Raw genomic sequence first — 16883 nt, 5'->3', positions numbered from 1 at the left:
AGCGCTCGAAGCGCATGCGCCGCAGGCGCGAGTCTCGAGCGCTGTTCGCGCGGCCCCTCAGGGGCCGCGCTCGAGCGCGCCAGCGCTCCAAAAACACAGCCCAATACCTCCGTGGTGCACAAAACACCGAGGTAGTTCCGCCCCGCTAACAGTGCGGTAGGCAACTCCCGCGCCCAAAACACCAAAGGCCGGGCAACGCGTACGCTGCCCGGCCCTCAGCGGTCTTCCTTAACGGGCGGCAGCCCGGTTCACAGCCGAGACGACCGCGCGCAGCGACGCAGTCGTAATAGAGGTAGCAATACCCACACCCCACACAACCTTGTCACCCACAGCAACCTCGACGTAAGCAGCGGCCTGAGCATCGTCGCCCGCAGACATAGCGTGCTCGCTGTAGTCGAGCACCCGCACGTCGTAACCCACAGTCGCCAGCGCATCGACAAAGGCAGCCAACGGCCCGTTACCCGACCCGCTGATCTCCTGCTCGACCCCACCGACCTTCACGGTCGCGACGATGGAGTCCACCCCACCATCCGTCTCGGCCGCAGTAACCGTCTGCTTGATGCGTTCCAGCGGCAGAATCGGATTCAGGTACTCCGTGGCGAAGACGTCCCACATCTCCTTGGGCGTCACCTCGCCGCCCTCACCATCGGTGATCGCCTGGATAGCCTGCGAGAACTCGATCTGCAGGCGGCGCGGCAGCACCAGCCCGTGATCGGTCTTCATGATGTAGGCGACGCCACCCTTGCCGGACTGCGAGTTCACCCGGATCACGGCCTCGTAGGTGCGGCCGACGTCCTTCGGGTCGATCGGCAGGTACGGGACCTCCCAGACGATGTCGGACACGTCGGCGTCGCGCGAGTCGGCGGTGGCCTTCATCGCGTCCAGGCCCTTGTTGATGGCGTCCTGGTGGCTGCCGGAGAACGCGGTGTAGACCAGGTCGCCGCCGTAGGGGTGGCGTTCGGCGACGGCCAGCTGGTTGCAGTACTCCACCGTGCGACGGATCTCGTCGATGTCGGAGAAGTTGATCTGCGGGTCGATGCCACGGGAGAACATGTTCATGCCCAGGGTCACCAGGCAGACGTTGCCGGTGCGCTCACCGTTGCCGAACAGGCAGCCCTCGATGCGGTCGGCACCGGCCTGGTAGCCCAGCTCGGCGGCCGCGACGGCGGTGCCGCGGTCGTTGTGCGGGTGCAGCGACAGCACGATGGAGTCGCGGCGGGCCAGGTTGCGGTGCATCCACTCGATCGAGTCGGCGTACACGTTGGGTGTGGCCATCTCGACGGTCGCGGGCAGGTTGATGATCAGCGGCTTGGCGGGGGTGGGCGCGATGATCTCGGAGACCGCGTCGCACACCTCGCGCGCGTAGTCCAGCTCGGTGCCGGTGTAGGACTCCGGGCTGTACTCGTAGCGCCATTCGGTGTCGGGGTAGCGCTTCTCGATCTCCAGGCACAGCGCGGCGGCGTCGGTGGCGATCTTCTTCACCGCGTCGCGGTCGGCGCGGAACACGACCCGGCGCTGCAGGATCGAGGTGGAGTTGTAGAAGTGCACGATCACGTTCGGTGCGCCGTTGCACGCCTCGAAGGTGCGCTCGATCAGCTCGGGGCGGCACTGGGTGAGCACCTGGATGGTGACGTCGGCGGGGATGGCGCCGTCTTCGATGATCTCGCGGACGAAATCGAAATCGGTCTGGCTGGCGGCCGGGAAGCCGACCTCGATCTCCTTGTAACCCATCCGGACCAGCAGGTCGAACATGCGACGCTTGCGGGCGGGGCTCATCGGGTCGATGAGGGCCTGGTTGCCGTCGCGCAGGTCGACGGCACACCACGCGGGCGCGCGGTCGATGATCTTGTCCGGCCAGGTGCGGTCGGGCAACGTGATCGGCTCGACCTCCTCGGCGTACGGGCGGTACCGGAAGGCCGGCATCGAGGAGTTCTTCTGGTTGTTCCAACCGGGCTGGTCGGCCGGGGCAGGTTTGCTGGGGGCCGTGATGGTGCGCGAAGCGGATACGAATGCGTCAGCCGAGGACATGCAAGTTTCTCCGTGGGTGTGGTGGATTCCCTGATGGGAGCGGGTCGACCGGCGCGTTGGAACCCCGCGACGGGAGCCGGTCCGTATCAGAACCCGTCGCGGCGGCCGAGAAGAAGTGCCCGCTGCATGATGCCCCGAGCTTACCGTGCGCCCGCCCCCGCTGGTAAGCGGCCTGCGGAAATAGGTGTGCGGATCCGCACCGCACCGGCCGACCGGTACGGTTCGAGGGATCCCAGCGCTTGTACGTGCCTTCGCGCACGACGAGACGTCACAAAGGAATTCGCATGACTTGGTTACAGCAACTGGCCGTTTTCGCGGCCGGAATCGCGGCGGGTGGCATCAACACCATCGTCGGGTCCGGCACGCTCATCACCTTCCCCGCACTGTTGGCGTTCGGTTTGCCACCGGTCACCGCCAATGTCTCGAACACCATCGGCCTCGTCCCCGGCTCGGTGAGCGGGGTGATCGGGTACCGGCGTGAACTGGTCGGGCAGCGGGCGCGACTGCTGCAGCTCGGCACCGCATCGCTGTTCGGCGGTATCACCGGTGCGGTGCTGCTGCTGACCATGCCCGAATCGGCGTTCAAGGCCGTCGTTCCGGTGCTCATCATCGCCGCGCTGGTCCTGGTGATCGTGCAGCCGCGGCTGGCGGCCTGGGTGAAACGCCGTCGTGGGGAGGGCGCGCCCGCACCTGCGCACGGCGGCCCGATCCTGTTGGTCGCGGTGTTCGGCACGGGCATCTACGGCGGCTACTTCGGCGCGGCGCAGGGCGTGCTGCTGCTCGGCCTGCTCGGTGTGTTCGTGCACGAGGACATCCAGCGGCTCAACGCGGTGAAGAACGTGCTCGCGCTGATCGTGAACGCGGTGTCCGCGGTGATCTTCATCGTGATCGCCGATGTGAACTGGCAGGCGGTGGCGCTGATCGCGGTCGGCTCGATCATCGGCGGTCAGCTCGGCGCGAAGGTCGGCCGCAAGTTGCCGCCGAATGTGCTGCGCGCGGTGATCGTCGTCGTCGGTTCCATCGCCGTGATCCGCCTGTTGACGACCTGACATGGGCGCCTCCTGGTGATCGGTGACAAATCCGGCCACTAGCGGGGTCGATTCGGAAGTTGCGCGGTATTCTGCGCTCGGCCATGCGTGATGAGGGAGGTGGCCTGGTGCACAGACGTGCCTTCTTCAAGGCGGCGGGACTGGCGACGCTCGCCGGGACTGTCGGATCGACCCTGACGGGCACGTCCGCGCACGCCGACCCGCGCTCGGCGATGTTCGAGTCGTGGGTTCCCGAGATCTTCGCCCCGGTTCCGGACGCGCCCGCGCACACGAGCGCCATCGTCATCGGCTCCGGCTTCGGCGCGGCCGTCACCGCGTTGCGCCTGGCCGAGGCCGGCATCGACAACACGGTGCTCGAGCGTGGTTCGCGCTGGCCCAACGACCCGTGGCGCGAGATCTTCACCGGCGACGACCTGCCCGACGGGCGCGGGTTCTGGCATCGCACCAGCTTCACCGGCGTCACCAAGGTGCCGATGAGTTTCGGTGCCTTCGGCGGTGTCCTCGATGTCACCGAGTACGCGGGTATCGACGTGTGGCGGGCGGCGGCCGTCGGCGGCGGTTCGGTGATCTTCACCGGCGCGATGGTCGCTCCCGAGCGCAGGCTCTTCGACCAGGTCTTCGGCGGTGTCGTCGACTACGGGGAACTGGACCGGGTGTACTTCCCGAGGGTCCGCCAGATGCTGCGCCTGGACCCCATGCCTGGTGACATCTACCAGTCCCAGCCGTTCACGCACTCCCGCGCCTGGGACGATCAGGTACGCGCGGCGGGGTACCAGCCGGTGCCCAACGACTCGATCTTCACCTGGGACGTGCTGCGCGCCGAGCTGGCAGGCGGCTCGCGTCCGTCGGCCACCGTCGCCCGGTCCAACCTGGGCAATTCCAACGGCGCCAAATTCGACCTGAACCAGAACTACCTGCGCTACGCCGAGCAGACCGGCCGTTCACGGGTGTACCCCGGTCACCGGGTCGACAGCATCGCCCAGGAAGCCGGCGGCAAGTTCGTGGTCACCGTGACGAAACTGGCCCCGACCGGCGCGCAGCTCGGCACCCGCACCCTGACCTGCGACAAGTTGTTCCTCGGCGCCGGTTCCGTCGGCACCTCCGAACTGCTGGTGCGCGCCCAGGCCACCGGCGCGCTGCCCAACCTCAACGAGCACATCGGCGACGGCTGGGGCACCAACGGTGACGTGGTCCTGGCCCGCGGTGCCAGCGGTCTGGCCGGTTTCGGTCAGGGTGTGCCGAGCGCGAGCCGTATCTACGACGAGTCGACGATGCCGTTGACGCTCGAGAACTGGTACATCCCCGGCATCCCCTTCGAGACCGGCGCGCTCGCCTCGCTCGGCATGGTGCTCGACCCGACCCGCGCCCGTTTCGGCTACCACCCGGCCACCGGCGGTGTCGGCCTCACCTGGCCCACCGCCACCCAGGATGCCGTGGTCCACGCGGCACGCACCGTCGACCGCCGGATCGCCGACCGAGCCGGTGCGCTGGCCGAATACGGTGCCCTCGGCTACGACGCCAACGCCGAGTTCACCGCGCACCCGCTGGGCGGCGCCGTGCTCGGCAAGGCCACCGACGCCTACGGCCGGGTACACGGACACCCCGGGCTGTACGTGATGGACGGTGCCGCGATTCCCGGCAGCACCGCCACCGTCAACCCGTCACTGACCATCACGGCGCTGGCCGAACGCAATATCGAGGCGATCCTGCGCGGCTGACACGCGCCGAAGCCCACTCGGACGGCGCCGCAACCAATTAGCGTGGGCAAAGTACTTGCCGCCGATCGGGCGGGCCGAGTAGCGGCGTCAGCCGCCGGAACCACAGGAGCGGTCGAGTTGGCGTCACCGGGGATCGAACCGGTCGAGGTACAGGACGTGCGGACCACAACGCCGTCGCTGCGCCTGGACATCTTCATGCTCGTCCTGGCGATCGTGTCGGTGGTGCTGGTCGCCTGGATCACCTTCTTCCCGGTGTCGGGCAAGACCTATCACGCGATCGTGGTGGCCGACTGGACCATCTGCGGCATCTTCGCGATCGAGTTCCTCTGGCGCTGGCGGCGCGCGGGCTGGCCGTGGACGTTCCCGTTCGTCTACTGGTATGAAGTGCTCGGCATGATCCCGGTGACCAGCCCGATCTTCCGTGGCTTCCGGTTGCTGCGGATCGTGGTGATCCTGATCCGGCTCGGCCGGGTGGCCGACCGGGCGTTCGGTGAGCGGGTGACGGCCAAGATCGTCAACCGGTTCGTCGGCACCATCGTCGACGTGATCCGCCGCCCGATGACCGTCGCGATCCTCGACGAGGTCTCCAATGTGCTGCGCGCGGGCCACTACACCAAGAACATCGCCGCCGCGCTCGAGGAGAACCACGCCGAGATCGACCAGCTCATCGTCGATCTCATCAAGAACGACCCGCAGACCGGCAAGCTGCGCTACGTGCCGTTCCACGACGACATCATCCGGCTCGTCGCCGACACCGTGTACCGCATGCTCAACCAGTTGCTCGACGATCCGCGCACCGACGAACTGGTCGCCGACATGCTGCGCGAGAACCTCGACCAGATCAACGAGGCCGTGCGCGCCGGCGTGCGGGTGCCGCCCTCACAGCGCGGCGCCACACCCACCGAACACGGTGTGCGCCATCATCTCTCGCAGATCAAGCGTGCCTGATCTCGTCGCGCCTGCGCGCATAGTGCACCGTCTCCCAGATCACCGGCGCGGCGAGGATCGCGCACAGCAGGCCGAGGGAGACGAGCGCGGGCAGTTGCGCGGCGACCGGGATCAGCGCGAACAGTAGGGCTGCCACCAGCACTCGGGCGGTCGAGAACTGCCGCACCGCGGCATATTTCGCGCCGACCACCGCCAGCAGGAACACCGCGGGCCCGGCGTAGAGCGCGCCGAGCGGAATGCCGTAGAGCGGATCGGTGAGTTGATGGTGCGAGGAGTCGCCCACGTAGTACAGCACCTTCTTCAGCCCCAGCGAGAGCGCGATGACACCGGCGATCATCGGGAAGTGCCCGTAGGTGTAGCTGAACTGGGCGATCTTGATCTGCGCCGAGCCCTTCGCGTTCGCCAGTCCCTCTTCCATCGAGATGGCGGCCACGTCGAAGTACAGCCACCACAGCAGACCCGACACCGTCAGCCCGAGCATGGAGGCCACCGTGATCGGCCACGAGATCGGCAACCCGGCCACGCCGATGCCGATGGACACGATCGACTCACCCAGCGCGACGATGACGATCAGCCCGTACCGTTCGGCGAAATGCTTGGCCGAGTTGATCCGCCAATCCGTGCCCGCCACCGCCGTCCAGACCATGTCGCCGACGATCGCGGCGAGCCAGAGCAGAATCTGCGCGAGACCGGAGGTGGTCGCGGCGATCACCAGCAGTGCGGTGCCGACCGTGATCGACCCGAGCGCCCAGCGCAGCAACTGCCCGCGCAGTTGGGGATCGTCGCGGCTCACCGTCCAGAAGATGACGACATGCACCAACCGCACGACCAGGTAGGCGATGGCGAACACGAGCGGCCCGTACCAGCCGCCGGGCAGGTCGACGAACGCCTCGGGGATGGTAAGTGCCGCCAGGAACGCACCGCCCATGGCGACGAACATGCCGACCCGCGCGATGCCCTCGTCGGCGCGCACCACATTGCCCAGCCACGAATAGGCGATCCACAACCACCACATGAGCGCGAGCACCAGCAGGGCGCGCAGCATGTTCACGGCCGAGGTGTTGTCGGCGGCCAAGTCGGTGACCATCGTGAACGCGAAGACGATCACCAGGTCGAAGAACAGTTCGAGCTGGGTGACCGAGCTGCCCTCGGTCACGGGCTGGAATCTGGCCCGTGGTTTTCCGATCATGGGCCTATCGTGTCACCTCGGAGCCGAGGCGGCGCGCTACTCAGCCGACGGCGTAGCCCTCGTTCTCGGGAAAACGCTCGGCGAAGTCGATGAAATTCGCGACCGCTTCCTCGTTCTCCTTGCGCAAGGTGCGGTTGAACAGGATGCCGGGGATGGGCAGCGGGTAGCGCAGTTCCACGTGCAGATCGACCTCGGTGACTTCGCCCGCCTCGAACAGCTCGAACGAGCCGCCGCCCTTGGACCCGCGACTGCTGTCGACGACCTCCCAGGACACCCGGTTCGGTTCCCAGTGATATTCCAGTACCTGGGTGTCGATGTCTCCCATGATGCGGGCGGCGACGAAGACCCGTCGTGGCCTGCCGTCGGCGTCGGGCGGCCCCATCCGGACATCGCTGTAGGACGGCGACCATTCCGCCATGCGGTCGACGGCAAGTAGTGCATCCATGACTTGGTCGATATGAGCCTCAACGGTGAAACGGATGTCGATCTTCGAGCGCATCTTGCCTGTCCTCCGAACCCCCGCTGTCTCTCGCGCCCGATTGTGCACAGTTGTACCAGTGATCGTCAACACGTCTATGGTCTGGACAAACGACCGGGTCAGCCGCGAATTGCCCGCTCGACGGCGATTTCGATCAGCTGCGAACTCTGTTGCTCGGTGAACACCCCTGGGAGGGTTAGGTGTTCGAGGATCAGCCAGTTCAGCGCCAGGTACAGCAGTAGTACGGAGGCTTCGTCGCCCGGCTGACCCGACGCCAGGTGATTGCGGACATTGAATTCCAGATCCGCGCCGACCCGTTCGGTGAGCACCTTGCGCAGCTCCGGACGACGGGTCGCTTCGAGGCGTAATTCGAGCAGCGCGAGGTAGGCGGTGCGGTGCGATTCGAGCCTGCCGACGACCTCTTTCATCAGCGCGGTGATGTTCTCGACCGTTTTGGGGCCCTCGCTGACCAGGGCGAGTGTCTCCTCGGTCGGCTGGACCACCTCGTAGAAGCGGCTGCCGGCCTGGGTGAGCAGTTCGTCGCGGTTGGCGAAGTAGTTGGAGGCGGTTCCGGCGGGCACGTTCGCCTGTTTGTCGACGGCGCGGAAGGTGAGGCCGCGGGCGCCTTCGGCGGCGAGGACCTCGATGGCGGCGTCGAGCAGGGCTTGTCGACGTTCGGGATTACTTCGCACTTGACACCACTCCGTCTGTAGTACTACGTTTTAACCACTTCACACATAGTACAACGACTGAGGCGGTACCCATGCGAAAGCTCGTCTACTACATCGGCGTCACCCTCGACGGCTACATCGCAGGTCCCGGCGGTGAAGTCGACTTCTACCCGGTCACCCCGGAGTACGAGGCCGCCCTCGGAGCGGAATTCCCCGATTCCATTCCCACCCATCTGCGCGCCCATGTCGGCATGGACGTCGATGCGCCGAACAAGCGCTGGGACACGGTGCTGATGGGGCGCGGCACCTATGAACCGGGGCTGCTCCTCGGTGCGGTCGACCCCTTCGCACACCTGAAGCAGTACGTCTTCTCCTCGACGCTCGAGGTCGACCACCCGAACGTCGAGATCGTCTCCGGCGACGCGGCGGAATTCGTGCGCGGACTCAAGCAACAGGATGGCCTGGACATCTGGTTGTGCGGCGGCGGGAAACTGGCGAGTCAGCTCCTCGAAGAGATCGACGAGATGATCGTCAAGAGCTATCCGGTGGTCGCGGGCGACGGCATTCCGGCCTTCGGCGGCGTCTTCCAACCGACAAGTTTCACCGCCGTGCGGCGCGAGGTCTACGGGAACGGCGCCCAGGTCACCTGGTTCGAGCGGGCCTGATCGCCGAGATTGTGCACAGGTGACGAGCCTGTGTCGTTTTGCACAGGTCAGGGAGGTAGCGGCAGATCACGGGACCGGCGGCCGGTACTCTAGGTCCCTGATACCGAACTGATACCCGATCGCGAAGGACCTTGCTGTGGCTCTCGTTGTTCAGAAGTACGGAGGATCCTCGGTGGCTACCGCCGAGCGGATCCGGCGCGTCGCTGAACGGATCGTGGAGACCAAGAAGCAGGGCCACGACGTGGTCGTGGTCTGCTCGGCGATGGGTGACACCACCGACGAACTCCTCGATCTCGCCGAGCAGGTGGCCCCCGCGCCACCTGCTCGCGAGATGGACATGCTGCTCACCTCCGGCGAGCGCATCTCGAACGCGTTGGTGGCCATGGCCATCCACACCCTCGGCGCCGAGGCGCGCTCGTTCACCGGCTCGCAGGCCGGTGTCATCACCACGGGCGCGCACGGCAACGCCAAGATCATCGACGTCACCCCCGGCCGCCTGCAGGAAGCCCTCGATGAAGGCCAGATCGTGCTGGTCGCCGGCTTCCAGGGCGTGAGCCAGGACAGCAAAGACGTCACCACGCTGGGCCGCGGCGGTTCCGACACCACCGCCGTCGCCCTGGCCGCGGCGCTGAAGGCCGATGTCTGCGAGATCTACACCGACGTCGACGGCATCTTCAGCGCCGACCCGCGCATCGTGAAAGACGCGCAGAAGCTCGACAACATCTCCTACGAGGAAATGCTCGAGATGGCGGCCTGCGGCTCGAAGGTGCTCATGTTGCGCTGCGTCGAGTACGCGCGCCGCTACAACGTGCCCGTTCATGTCCGGTCGTCCTACACCGACAAGATCGGCACAACTGTTTTCGGATCGATGGAGGACATTCCCGTGGAGCAGGCAATCCTGACCGGCGTCGCGCACGACCGCAGCGAAGCCAAGGTGACCGTCGTGGCACTGCCCGACGAGCCGGGCTACGCGGCCAAGGTGTTCCGCGCGGTCGCCGACGCCGAGATCAACATCGACATGGTGCTGCAGAACATCTCCAAGGTCGACACGGGCAAGACCGACATCACCTTCACCCTGCCCAAGACCGACGGCGCCCGCGCGGTGGAGATGCTCACCAAGCGGCAGGACGAGATCGGTTTCGCGCAGGTCCTCTACGACGATCACATCGGCAAGGTGTCCCTGGTCGGTGCGGGCATGAAGTCGCACCCGGGCGTCACCGCCACCTTCTGTGAGGCGCTGGCCAACGCGGGCGTCAACATCGATCTGATCTCCACCTCGGAGATCCGGATCTCGGTGCTCGTGCGCGACACCGAACTCGACGAGGCCGTGCAGGTGCTGCACAAGGCCTTCGATCTCGGCGGCGACGAAGACGCTGTCGTCCACGGCGGAACGGGGCGCTGATCATGGGTGTACGTGTAGGTGTTGTCGGCGCGACCGGTCAGGTCGGCGCCGTCATGCGCAAGCTGCTCGAGGAGCGCAACTTCCCGGCCGACGAAGTGCGCTTCTTCGCCTCCGCCCGCTCGGCCGGTAAGACGCTGCCGTGGCGCGGCGGCGAGATCGTCGTCGAGGACACCGAGACCGCCGATCCGTCGGGTCTCGACATCGCGCTGTTCTCCGCGGGCGCGACCATGTCGCGGGTGCAGGCACCGCGGTTCGCGGCCGCCGGTGTCACCGTCATCGACAACTCGTCGGCCTGGCGCAAGGATCCCGATGTGCCGCTGGTGGTCTCGGAGGTCAACCCCGAAGCCACCCGCTCGCTGCCCAAGGGCATCATCGCCAACCCGAACTGCACCACCATGGCCGCGATGCCGGTGCTCAAGCCGCTGCACGACGTGGCAGGCCTGCAGCGTCTGATCGTGTCGTCGTACCAGGCGGTGTCGGGTTCCGGGCTGGCCGGTGTCGAGGAGCTCGCCTCGCAGGTGCGCGCGGTGGCCGCCGACGCCGAGAAACTGGTGCACGACGGCTCGGCCGTCGACTTCCCCGCCCCGAACAAGTACGTGGCGCCCATCGCCTTCGACGTGATCCCGCTCGCGGGCGCGCTCGTCGACGACGGCTCGGGCGAGACCGACGAAGACCAGAAGCTGCGCAACGAGAGCCGCAAGATCCTCGGCTTGCCCGACCTGCTGGTGAGCGGCACCTGTGTGCGCGTACCGGTGTTCACCGGTCACTCGCTGTCGATCAATGCCGAATTCGCCGAACCGATTTCGGTGCAGCAGGCGCAGGAGTTGCTGGCCAAGGCGCCGGGCGTGCGGTTGGTCGACGTGCCGACTCCGCTGGCCGCCGCGGGCCAGGACGATTCGCTCGTCGGGCGTATCCGTCAGGACCCGGGTGTGCCGAACGGTCGGGGTCTCGCCCTGTTCATCTCGGGTGACAACCTGCGAAAGGGCGCTGCCCTCAACACGATTCAGATCGCGGAAGTTCTGCTGAACAACCGCTGACAGGTACTTTCCGAAGCCGGGTCACCTCGAAGGTGGCCCGGCTTTGTCAGCGGATGCCGGGGGTTCGGGGGTCGTTGCCTACGCAGGCGAGGATGGCGCAGCCGGGGGGAATGCTGGCGAAGGGGGCGGCAAGGGGTTGGTTGAGGCAGTTGAAGACGGTGCAGCCGGGGTAGGCACCGGGGCCGATGCCGAATACGGCCAACAGAATTTCGGCGTCTACCAGGGATTTCGGGTCGAAGTTCAGGGGCGGTTCGACGTACGGCGCGGGGGTGGGCACGGGGGCGTCGGTGATGGCGGCGAAGAGGCGGCGGAAGAATTCGTGGGGGAGTTCTTCGGCGTGGGCCAGGATGCCGCTCGGGCCGTAGGCGGTGATGTTGCCGAAGGCACCGGTCCACATCACCATCATGTCCAGTTCGGGCAGGAAGAAGACGTTCTGCAGGGCCAGGCCCGACATGAAAAAGGTGTTGTCCGGCAGGAATTCGGGTGACTCGTTGCAGCCGGCGCCCACCCAGAACAGGTAGCCGTAGCAGGGGTTCTGCTTCGACGGTGTGCGCGCTTTGCGCAGGTAGTCGGCCGAGACCACCTGCTCGGCGCCCCAGCGGCCGTCGTTGGCGACGAGCAGGCCGATCTTGGCGAGGTCGTCGGGCGGCAGCATCAGGTGGGCGTATCCGTAGGTGTGGCCGGATCGGTCACGCGCCCAGTAGTAGTCGGTGGCGGGGATGCCGAGCGGGTCGAACAGCTCGCGCTGCGCGAACTGCTGCAACGGTTCGCCGACCGCCAATTCGATGACGTACGAGAGCAAGTCGACATTGCGCTGGCTGTAGCTGAACGCCGCGCCGGGCGGGTTGGCCAGCGGGACGGCCAGCGCCTGCACGGCGCTGTTCGGGTCGACCGGCACCACGGCGGTGATGCCCTCGGTGAGCACGCCGACCTTCATGCCCGAGGTCTCGGTGAGCAGGTGCTCGACGGTGATGGATCGATGCGTCGCATCGCCGAGGCCGGGCGGCAGGTAGCGGTCGATGGGTGCGTCGATGGCGAGTTTGCCTTCGTCCGAGGCGATTCCGGCGAGCATGGATGTCACCGATTTGGTGACGCTCCAGATGTTCCACGCCACCTTGCCGGTCTCGTGATTGCGCAGGCCCTCGCCGACGAGGCAGTTGTGCCGGAACACCTGCACATTGAGCCGGTTGCGGGTGGCCGCGAACTGCAGTGCTTCCGTGAGTTTCGCCGAATCCAAGCCGACCGCTTCGGGTTCGGCGCGTTCCAGGTCGCGGGCAGAGGTCACCTCGCAACTCGCCTGCGGTGCGCTCTGGGCCGGGGCGGCGAACAGCGTCGCCGATACCAGTGTCGAAACGAATACCCCTGCGAGAACACCCCTGATTCGCATAGTTCGAGGGTAGATGCCCTGCGGCACCGTAACCCGTATAGCGAGGCCCCTAACCCGCGGGTATGTTCCGCCGCACCGCGTACACGGCCGCACCGAGCGCGAGCACCGCGAGGCCCGCGAGCACCGATCCGAGCGGCAGCGAGAACCCGACGATCACACAGCCGAGCGCACCGACCACCGGAACCCACCGCGCCGGACGGTTTTCGGCGGTGCTCAGGGTCGCGGCCGAGAGGTTGGCGACGAGGTAGTAGGCCAGGACCGCGAACGAGGAGAATCCGATGGCGGCGCGCAGATCGACGGTCGCCGCGAGTACGGCGACCACCACACCGACGGCGAGTTCGGCGTGGTGCGGCACCGAATAGCGCGGATGGACGGCGGCCAAGGTGGCGGGCAGATGCCCGTCACGCGCCATCGCCAGTGTCGTTCGCGAGACGCCGAGGATCAGCGCCATCAGCGATCCGGCCGCCGCGAGCACCGCCCCGACCCGAACCACCGGGGCCAGCCACCCGGCACCCGCGGCCTCGACGACGCGGGCGAGCGGGTCGTGCGCGGCGGCCAGTCCGCCGGAGCCGAGCGTCAGCAGGGCGGCCACCGCCACCAGCGTGTACACCGCGAGGGCACCGGCCAGCGTCAGCATGATCGCGCGCGGAATGGTGCGTTGCGGGTCGCGCACCTCCTCGCCGAGCGTCGCGATGCGCGCGTACCCGGCGAAGGCGAAGAACAGCAGCCCGGCTGCCTGCAGCACGCCGTACGGGCCGATCTCGCCATCGAGAACAATTGCCGCCGAATGATTTCCACTGACCCCGGCCACCACGACAGCCGCGAGCACGACGAGCACCGACCCCACGATCACCCGCGTGGCCAGTGCCGACTTCTGCACCCCCACATAGTTGATGCCCGTGATGACGACCACCGCCGCCACCGCGACCACGTGCGCGTGGTCGGGCCACGCGTAGCTGCCGACCGTCAATGCCATCGCCGCACACGATGCCGTCTTCCCGACCACGAAGCCCCAGCCGGCCAGATACCCCCAGAACGGCCCGAGCCGCTCCCGTCCGTACACATACGTCCCGCCCGACACGGGATAGAGCGCGGCCAGCCGGGCCGAGGACTGGGCATTGCAATAGGCGACGACGGCGGCGATGCCCAAGGCGAGCAGCATCCACGACCCGGCCGCACCGGCGGCGGGACCGAGCGCGGCGAACACCCCGGCACCGATCATGGCGCCGAGCCCGATGACCACACAGTCGCGCAGACCGAGACCCCGCGTCAGCTCCATGGACACCATCGTCGGGCATCGCGGTCACCGGCGCGACCCGGGAAACGACGAACGCCGCCAGGTCGATGAGGGTGACCTGGCGGCGTTCGCGAGTCGAACGGATCGCGTGGGGCAATCCGGTCAGGGTGTCGACGCCCCACAAGCGCCTCTCGGCGAGTGGTCGCTCGTAGCGACAAAGGGGTGAGGCCCGGGGCTGTTCGGACGCCGACAGTGGTGTTCAACCGGTGAGCCCCGCGAACTATTCCGGTATCCGGGTGGTGACGCTGCTCACTGCCCGAGCAGGTCGGGGCGCGGAGCTGTTCGGCTCCGCGCCGTTGTGCGGTGTCAGAAGTTGCTGAACCAGTACAGCAGGCTCGCCAGCAACCAGACGATCATCGTCTCCATCGTCGTACTCCATCTCTTCGGTCCTTCCATTCTCGCCGAGAACCGACAAGTTGTTCTTAAGAACCTCTAGAGACCCAGGTCGCATTCTTTTCTCGGGCACCGGGAGCAACCGGGTCCGGCAGGTCTCGAGGGGTGATCAGCCGGACCCGGCGGTGTAGCCGGAGGGTGGCTCTTCCAGACGCTGAAGACGAACTGCCGACGGTAACCACACCGAGGGACTACGACCGAAGCCGCTTCCGATGGGGTGTCACAGGAGGATATCGGCCGGGCCGGTCGACGAGGGGTGAGCGGCCCGGTCGTTTGCGTTACGTGGACAGTGCGGTAAGGGTTGAGGAGTGGTCGACATAACCGAGCACTCCGATGCCCTTGATCGTGCCGAAGAACGGTTGCGAGAAGAGTTCGCGACAATGTTCGATCCGGCGACGATCCACCAGTTCCTCCACAGTTCCTACGAGGACTTCGCGGCGCGAGCGACGGTGACCTTGTATCTGCCGTTGCTGGCCGAGCGGTTCGCCGCCCAGCGCCTGAACGCCGTCGCCAAGATCGAAGGCAAGGTGGCCAAGCCGCGGCCGACCGTGCTGTTCCTGTGCACCCACAATGCGGGCCGTTCCCAGATGGCGCTCGGCTACTTCGAGGCGCTCGCCCTGAACCGCGCCGTGGCCTGGTCGGGCGGTTCGGTGCCCGGTGGGCAGCTCAATCCGGCGGCGGTCGCCGCGATGGCCGAGGTGGGGATCGACATCTCCCGCGAATACCCCAAGCCGTGGACCGACGAGATCATCCGCGCCGCCGACGTGATCGTCACCATGGGCTGCGGTGACACCTGCCCGCTCGTTCCCGGCGTGCGCTACGAGGAATGGATCATCGAGGACCCCGCCGGTCTCGAGGTGGAACAGGTGCGACCCATCCGCGACGATATCGGCCGTCGCGTGACGGGTCTGCTCGCCGAACTCGGGATCAGTGTTCCCGCAGATACCGTGGCCAAGATCCATAGCGCGTGATGTCGGTGGCGGCCACGGCCGCGTCGTAGGTGCAGGCGAAGCCCACAACTGTTGTGCCGTCGGACAATTCGATGCTCGTCAAGGCCATGGGTGCGGGTAGGTCGGCGAGGAAGCGGCCGAGTGCGCCCGGGGAGAGCAGGAACAGTTCGCCTGCGATGGGGGCACCGAGACCGTCGCCGTGGCGGACCAGGCCCGGTTTCGGCGGGGTGGTGTCCAGGGCGGTGAGGCGGTAGGCGTCGCTGGTGGTGATCTCGCCTGCGAAGCGGGCGCCGAGTTCCTCGAGTTGCCAGTGCAGGGGTTGGCCGCGCAGGTGGGCGCCGAAAACCGCCAGTGGGACACCGGTTTTCACCAGGAGGGGTGCTGTGGTGCCGGTGACGAGGGCGGCGAGGTCGACGGCGATCTGATCGGCGAAGGTGGGGACCACCACCATCACGCCGAACGGGAGGCCGGCGGTCGTCGTGGCGCCGGGGACGGCGACGGCGGCGAGGTCGAGGAGGTTGCAGAAGTTGGTGTAGGTGCCGAGGCGGCGGTTGATCGTCAGCGGATCGGCTTGTACTGCCGCGATGGTGGGGTGTTCGGTGGTGGTCGGCAGGAGCAGGCCGTCGTAGTCGGCGAGTAGGGCTTTGGTCTGTGCGCGGGCGTTCGCGAGGGTGTCGAGGTCTGTGGCGAAGGTATGCGCATCCAGATGCTTTGCCGCGCTGATGATTCCGGCGACGGTCTTGTCGAGGCCCTTCGCGCCTTTGTCGATGAACTCACCCACCGCCGCATAGCGTTCGGCGACGATGGCGCCGTCGTAGAGGAGGCGGGCGGCGTCGAGTAGTGGGGTGATGTCAACCTCGGTTGTCTGGACGCCCTGATTGCGTAGGGCCGCAACTGTTTCAGCGAAAGCGGCACGGTATTCGGTGCTCAGCGGGCTGAGATCGTGGGGGATGGCAAGTTTTCGGGTGCCCGCCAGGGGGACATCCGCGGGCCAGGTGCGGCTGCGTGGGTCGCGCGCGTCCGGGCCTGCCATGATCGCGGCAGCCGTGACGGCGAGGTCGAGCGTGCCTGCGAAGACGGTGACGGCGTCGTAGTCGGCGCAGGCCGGGACCACGCCGTGGGCCGGGATGATGCCGAGACTCGCTTTCATCCCGACGATGCCGTGGAAGGCGGCCGGGACACGGCCCGAACCGGCCGTATCGGTGCCGATCGCGATATCGGCGATGCCGAGGGCCACCGCGACGGCGGAACCGGAACTCGAACCGCCGCAGACCAATTCGGGATGCCGGGCATGGCGGACCGCGCCGTACGGACTGCGGGTGCCGACCAGGCCGGTGGCGAACTGATCGAGGTTGGTCTTGCCGAGGATCAGTGCGCCCGCGTCCGCCAGTCGCCGCACGGCCGAGGCGGTTTCGGTCGGCATGTAGACGAACTCGGGGCACGCGGCGGTGGTCGGCAGGCCCGCGACATCGACGTTGTCCTTCACCGCGAGGAGCAGGCCCGCCAACGGGAGCTCGGCGCCGTCGGCGAGCCTTCGCTCCAATTCCCGTGCCTCGGCGTCGAGTTCGCTATGCGGGCGCAATGTGATCCAGACCTCCGGCCTGTCGACCTCGGCGATCCGCTGATAAGCGGCGGCGACCCGGGTGGTGGGGGATTTGGGCATCGGTTCCT

General features: G+C 67.1%; 14 protein-coding genes. 7 read left to right on the top strand and 7 right to left on the bottom strand.

From position 1 onward, the window contains the following. Nucleotides 1-228: 228 nt before the first annotated feature. Nucleotides 229-2028 (bottom strand): 2-isopropylmalate synthase, encoded by a 1800-nt coding sequence (gene leuA / locus LDL21_RS21235; protein WP_225281457.1) that lies wholly within the window; start codon nucleotides 2026-2028, stop codon nucleotides 229-231. Between the two features lie 284 nt (nucleotides 2029-2312). Here leuA and LDL21_RS21230 point away from each other — a divergent pair, with 284 nt between their 5' ends. From LDL21_RS21230 to LDL21_RS21220, 3 genes are all read left to right on the top strand, one after another. Beyond that, nucleotides 2313-3077 carry a sulfite exporter TauE/SafE family protein gene (locus LDL21_RS21230; RefSeq protein WP_225281456.1) on the top strand — a complete coding sequence of 255 codons (765 nt, stop codon included), beginning with the start codon at nucleotides 2313-2315 and terminating at the stop codon, nucleotides 3075-3077. A gap of 107 nt (nucleotides 3078-3184) precedes the next feature. Further along, nucleotides 3185-4795, top strand: a complete 1611-nt coding sequence (locus LDL21_RS21225) for a GMC oxidoreductase (protein WP_225281455.1) — start codon at nucleotides 3185-3187, stop codon at nucleotides 4793-4795. A 156-nt stretch (nucleotides 4796-4951) separates the two neighbouring features. Then, complete coding sequence (locus LDL21_RS21220; protein ID WP_225281454.1) at nucleotides 4952-5743, top strand: ion transporter; 792 nt, start codon at nucleotides 4952-4954, stop codon at nucleotides 5741-5743. Here the strand turns inward: LDL21_RS21220 and LDL21_RS21215 are convergent. The 3 genes from LDL21_RS21215 to LDL21_RS21205 all read right to left on the bottom strand — a co-directional run bounded on the left by LDL21_RS21215 (nucleotide 5730) and on the right by LDL21_RS21205 (nucleotide 8102). Then, entirely contained in the window at nucleotides 5730-6932 is a 1203-nt protein-coding gene (locus LDL21_RS21215) for a low temperature requirement protein A (protein WP_225281453.1), read from the bottom strand. The genes LDL21_RS21220 and LDL21_RS21215 overlap by 14 nt on opposite strands. A 40-nt stretch (nucleotides 6933-6972) precedes the next feature. Continuing rightward, the gene (locus LDL21_RS21210) at nucleotides 6973-7431 is read right to left on the bottom strand and encodes an SRPBCC family protein (protein WP_225281452.1); all 459 of its coding nucleotides are present in this window, start codon (nucleotides 7429-7431) and stop codon (nucleotides 6973-6975) included. A gap of 98 nt (nucleotides 7432-7529) precedes the next feature. Next, on the bottom strand, nucleotides 7530-8102 hold the full coding sequence (locus LDL21_RS21205; RefSeq protein WP_225281451.1) for a TetR/AcrR family transcriptional regulator: 573 nt from the start codon (nucleotides 8100-8102) through the stop codon (nucleotides 7530-7532). 71 nt (nucleotides 8103-8173) lie between these two features. Here LDL21_RS21205 and LDL21_RS21200 point away from each other — a divergent pair, with 71 nt between their 5' ends. The 3 genes from LDL21_RS21200 (at nucleotide 8174) to LDL21_RS21190 (ending at nucleotide 11185) form a co-directional block, all read left to right on the top strand. Beyond that, entirely contained in the window at nucleotides 8174-8746 is a 573-nt protein-coding gene (locus tag LDL21_RS21200; RefSeq protein ID WP_225281450.1) for a dihydrofolate reductase family protein, read from the top strand. A gap of 136 nt (nucleotides 8747-8882) precedes the next feature. Beyond that, nucleotides 8883-10148: an aspartate kinase gene (locus LDL21_RS21195; RefSeq protein WP_067494539.1), complete on the top strand. Its 1266-nt coding sequence runs from the start codon at nucleotides 8883-8885 to the stop codon at nucleotides 10146-10148. A 2-nt stretch (nucleotides 10149-10150) separates the two neighbouring features. Beyond that, entirely contained in the window at nucleotides 10151-11185 is a 1035-nt protein-coding gene (locus tag LDL21_RS21190; RefSeq protein WP_225281449.1) for an aspartate-semialdehyde dehydrogenase, read from the top strand. Nucleotides 11186-11231: 46 nt separating this feature from the next. Here LDL21_RS21190 and LDL21_RS21185 read toward each other — a convergent pair whose 3' ends face one another. Continuing rightward, complete coding sequence (locus tag LDL21_RS21185; protein WP_225281448.1) at nucleotides 11232-12572, bottom strand: serine hydrolase domain-containing protein; 1341 nt, start codon at nucleotides 12570-12572, stop codon at nucleotides 11232-11234. A 49-nt stretch (nucleotides 12573-12621) separates the two neighbouring features. Next, nucleotides 12622-13860, bottom strand: coding sequence for an APC family permease (locus LDL21_RS21180; protein ID WP_225281447.1), 1239 nt, complete (start codon nucleotides 13858-13860; stop codon nucleotides 12622-12624). Between the two features lie 710 nt (nucleotides 13861-14570). On the opposite strand from LDL21_RS21180, the gene LDL21_RS21175 reads away from it, so the two are divergent. After that, nucleotides 14571-15233 carry an arsenate reductase ArsC gene (locus LDL21_RS21175; RefSeq protein WP_067640448.1) on the top strand — a complete coding sequence of 221 codons (663 nt, stop codon included), beginning with the start codon at nucleotides 14571-14573 and terminating at the stop codon, nucleotides 15231-15233. Here LDL21_RS21175 and atzF read toward each other — a convergent pair. Continuing rightward, nucleotides 15190-16875 carry an allophanate hydrolase gene (gene atzF / locus LDL21_RS21170; protein ID WP_225281446.1) on the bottom strand — a complete coding sequence of 562 codons (1686 nt, stop codon included), beginning with the start codon at nucleotides 16873-16875 and terminating at the stop codon, nucleotides 15190-15192. The two genes, LDL21_RS21175 and atzF, sit on opposite strands and share 44 nt — an antisense overlap. Nucleotides 16876-16883 lie beyond the last annotated feature (8 nt).

This window comes from Nocardia rosealba, assembly GCF_020216065.1.
Taxonomy (GTDB): Bacteria; Actinomycetota; Actinomycetes; order Mycobacteriales; family Mycobacteriaceae; genus Nocardia; species Nocardia rosealba.
This window is presented reverse-complemented; position numbering and strand designations above follow the sequence as displayed.

Excerpts from the sequence above, each read along its gene's own strand:
- leuA (WP_225281457.1), bottom strand. The coding sequence starts at position 2,028 with ATGTCCTCGGCTGACGCATTCGTATCCGCTTCGCGCACCATCACGGCC.
- atzF (WP_225281446.1), bottom strand. The coding sequence starts at position 16,875 with ATGCCCAAATCCCCCACCACCCGGGTCGCCGCCGCTTATCAGCGGATC.
- LDL21_RS21215 (WP_225281453.1), bottom strand. The coding sequence starts at position 6,932 with ATGATCGGAAAACCACGGGCCAGATTCCAGCCCGTGACCGAGGGCAGC.
- LDL21_RS21200 (WP_225281450.1), top strand. The coding sequence starts at position 8,174 with ATGCGAAAGCTCGTCTACTACATCGGCGTCACCCTCGACGGCTACATC.
- LDL21_RS21210 (WP_225281452.1), bottom strand. The coding sequence starts at position 7,431 with ATGCGCTCGAAGATCGACATCCGTTTCACCGTTGAGGCTCATATCGAC.
- LDL21_RS21180 (WP_225281447.1), bottom strand. The coding sequence starts at position 13,860 with ATGGTGTCCATGGAGCTGACGCGGGGTCTCGGTCTGCGCGACTGTGTG.
- LDL21_RS21190 (WP_225281449.1), top strand. The coding sequence starts at position 10,151 with ATGGGTGTACGTGTAGGTGTTGTCGGCGCGACCGGTCAGGTCGGCGCC.
- LDL21_RS21185 (WP_225281448.1), bottom strand. The coding sequence starts at position 12,572 with ATGCGAATCAGGGGTGTTCTCGCAGGGGTATTCGTTTCGACACTGGTA.
- LDL21_RS21230 (WP_225281456.1), top strand. The coding sequence starts at position 2,313 with ATGACTTGGTTACAGCAACTGGCCGTTTTCGCGGCCGGAATCGCGGCG.